3 protein-coding genes are annotated in these 3,420 nt (G+C 74.8%); all 3 read left to right on the forward strand.

Annotated elements, in window-relative coordinates:
* Positions 1-577, forward strand: a 577-nt coding sequence (locus tag AB8Z36_RS34690) for a DUF2867 domain-containing protein (RefSeq protein WP_369217361.1), incomplete at its 5' end; no start/stop codon positions are given.
* The gene (locus tag AB8Z36_RS34695) at positions 574-1,947 is read left to right on the forward strand and encodes a cryptochrome/photolyase family protein (RefSeq protein WP_369217362.1); all 1,374 of its coding nucleotides are present in this window, start codon (positions 574-576) and stop codon (positions 1,945-1,947) included. The genes AB8Z36_RS34690 and AB8Z36_RS34695, both read left to right, overlap by 4 nt.
* A 30-nt stretch (positions 1,948-1,977) precedes the next feature.
* On the forward strand, positions 1,978-3,420 hold a 1,443-nt coding region (locus AB8Z36_RS34700; protein WP_369217363.1), incomplete at its 3' end, for a gamma-glutamyltransferase family protein.

A 3,420-nucleotide genomic window follows, 5' to 3' on the forward strand; every position in this document is an offset into this window, starting at 1 on the left:
GCCCGGCGCGCCCAGCGACCCGCTGCCCACCGACCCCGACTGGGCGGGCGGCAGCCTCTACACCGACAAGCGGCAGATCACCGTGGACACCTCGCCCGAGGCCCTGTGGCGCATCATCGAGGGCGTCGGCGGCGAGAACGGCTGGTACTCCTTCCCGCTCGCCTGGGCGGTCCGCGGCTGGCTCGACCGCGCCGTCGGCGGCGTGGGGCTGCGCAGGGGCCGCAGGGACGCGGCGCGGCTGCGGGTCGGCGACTCGCTGGACTTCTGGCGGGTCGAGGAGATCGAGCCGGGACGGATGCTGCGGCTGCGCGCGGAGATGCGGCTGCCCGGCCTCGCCTGGCTGGAGATGCGCTCCGACCGCGATGCCGAGGGCCGCGTCCGCTACCGGCAGAAGGCCCTCTTCCACCCGCGCGGGCTCCTTGGCCACGCCTACTGGTGGAGCGTCTCGCCCTTCCACGCCGTCGTCTTCGGCGGCATGGCCAGGAACATCGCGCGCGCCGCATCCCAGGAGGGCAGGAAGGAGGAAGCAGGGGGAGACAAGGCAGTACGAAGCGCGCACCACGGAGCCACCCCATGAAGACCTCGGTCGTCCTGTTCACCTCCGACCTGCGGGTCCACGACCATCCACCGCTGCGCGCGGCCGTCACCGGCGCCGACCAGGTGGTACCGCTCTTCGTGCGCGACCGGCACATCGCGGAGACCGGCTTCGCCGGACCCAACCGCGAGGCCTTCCTCGCCGACTGCCTGACCGACCTCGACCGGCGGCTGCGCGACCGGGGCGGCAGGCTCGTCGTCCGCAGCGGTGACGTCGTGGCCGAGGTGCGCGCGGTCATGGCGGCGACGGACGCCGAGGAGATCCACATGGCGGGCGGCGTCAGCGGCTACGCCCACGCGCGCGAGCGGCGCCTGCGGGAAGCCCTCGAACGGGACGGCAGGCGGCTGCACGTCCACGACTCCGTGATCACCGTGCTCCCGCCGGGCGCGGTGACCCCGGCGGGCCGCGACCACTTCGCGGTCTTCACCCCGTACTACCGCAAGTGGAGCGCCCGGAGCCCGCGTGACGTCCTCGGACCGCCACGGACCGTGCGGGTCCCCGACCACGTCCGTTCGGAGCCCGTGCCCGGCAGGGACGGCGTCGACGGGGTCTCGCCGGGGCTCGCGCGGGGCGGCGAGAGCGAGGGCCGGGCGCGCTGGAAGGCATGGCTGCGCAAGGACGCCGACGGCTACGCCGAGGGCCAGGACGACCTGGCGGGCGACGCCACCTCCCGGCTCTCCCCGCATCTGCACTTCGGCACGGTCTCGGCGACCGAACTCGTGCGCGGCGCCCGTACCCGGGAGGGCGAGGGCGCGGAGAACTTCGTGCGGCAGATCTGCTGGCGCGACTTCCACCACCAGGTGCTCGCGGCGAGGCCGCGCTCGGCGAGCACCGACTACCGCACGAAGCAGGACCGCTGGCGCAAGGGGGAAGCGGCCGAGGAGGAGATCCGCGCGTGGCAGGAGGGGCGCACGGGCTTCCCGGTCGTGGACGCGGCGATGCGCCAGCTCCTGCACGAGGGCTGGATGCACAACCGCGGCAGGCTGCTCGTCGCGAGCTTCCTGGTCAAGTCCCTCTACGTCGACTGGCGCGTGGGCGCCCGGCACTTCCTGCGCCTGCTGGCCGACGGCGACATCGCCAACAACCAGATGAACTGGCAGTGGATGGCCGGAACCGGCACCGACAGCAGGCCCAACCGCGTGCTCAACCCCGTGCGTCAGGGGCAGCGTTACGACCCGCGCGGCGACTACGTACGGCGGTGGGTGCCCGAGCTGAAGGACCTGGCGGGCGCGGCGGTGCACGAGCCGTGGAAGCTCTCCAAGAAGGAGCGCGAGCGGTACGACTACCCCGAGCCGCTGATCGAACTCGGCGAAGGCCTCGCGCGGTTCAAGCACGCCAGGGGTCTTGATTGAGGCACTGGCCGGCCGGTTAGCCTGCCGATCATGTTCACGACGCGCCCCACGCTCCAGGGCACCTTCGGCATGGTGTCGTCCACCCACTGGCTCGCCTCCCAGTCCGCGATGGCCGTACTGGAGGACGGCGGCAACGCCTTCGACGCGGCGGTCGCCGCGGGGTTCGTCCTGCACGTGGTCGAGCCGCACCTCAACGGGCCCGCGGGCGAGGTGCCGATCATCCTCGCGCCCGCGGGCGGCGACGTGCGCGTGCTCTGCGGCCAGGGCCCCGCGCCCGCCGGGGCGACCGCCGCCCACTACCGCTCCCTCGGCCTCGGCCTCGTGCCCGGCACCGGGCCGCTCGCCGCCGCCGTGCCCGGGGCGTTCGACGCGTGGATGGTGCTGCTGCGCGACCACGGCACCAAGCCGCTCGCCGACCTCCTCACGTACGCCATCGGGTACGCCGAGGACGGGCACGCGCCCGTGGAGCGCGTCGCCGAGACCGTCGAGACGGTGCGGGGCCTCTTCGAGACGGAGTGGCCGACCTCGGCCGAGGTCTACCTCCGCGACGGCGAGGCGCCCCGCCCCGGCGAGCTGCTCCGCAACCCGGCGCTGGCCGCCACCTGGCGGCGGCTGCTGGCCGAGGCGGAGGCCGCGGCCCCGGCCGGGGACCGCGTCGCCGTGATCGAGGCCGCGCGGGAGGTGTGGCGCGGCGGATTCATCGCCGAGGCCCTGGTGCGGCAGGCCGGGGTCCCGACCATGGACACCAGCGGCGAGCGGCACGCCGGAACGCTGTCGGCGGCGGATCTGCGGGACTGGTCGGCCTCGTACGAGGACCCGGTCACCCACGACTGGAACGGCTGGACCCTGTGCAAGGCCGGGCCCTGGAGCCAGGGGCCCGCGCTCCTCCAGCAGCTCGCCCTGCTGCCGCGCGAGCTCCCGGAGCTTCCCGCGTACGGCTCGGCGGAGTACGTCCACCTGCTCGTCGAGGGGTGCAAGCTGGCGATGGCCGACCGGGAGGCCTGGTACGGGGACGCGGCGGGCGGCGTCCCGGTGGCCGAGCTGCTCTCCGAGGAGTACAGCGCGGAGCGGCGCAAGCTGATCAAGGACACCGCCTCGTACGAGCTGCGGCCCGGGTCGCCCGGCGGGCGGTCGCCGCGGCTGTCCGCGCACGCGCTCGCCGTCGCCTCGGGGGCCGGTGCGGCGGCGGTGGCCGACGCGTACGGCGGCGGGGAGCCGACCGTGGCCGGGGACGGCGGGACGCGCGGCGACACCTGCCACGTCGACGTCGTCGACCGCTGGGGGAACATGCTCTCGGCCACCCCGAGCGGCGGCTGGCTCCAGTCCAACCCCGTCGTGCCCGAGCTGGGCTTTCCGCTGGGCACGCGGTTGCAGATGGCGTGGCTCGACGAGGGGCTGCCGAACTCGCTGACCCCAGGGCGGCGCCCGCGCACCACGCTGACGCCGTCGCTCGCGCTGCGGGACGGCGTCAGC

The sequence above is a fragment of the Streptomyces flavofungini genome (assembly GCF_041028215.1).
Taxonomy (GTDB): Bacteria; Actinomycetota; Actinomycetes; order Streptomycetales; family Streptomycetaceae; genus Streptomyces; species Streptomyces flavofungini_B.

Bases quoted from the DNA above. Each gene is read 5' to 3' on its own strand.
- AB8Z36_RS34695 (WP_369217362.1), top strand. From the start codon at position 574: ATGAAGACCTCGGTCGTCCTGTTCACCTCCGACCTGCGGGTCCACGAC.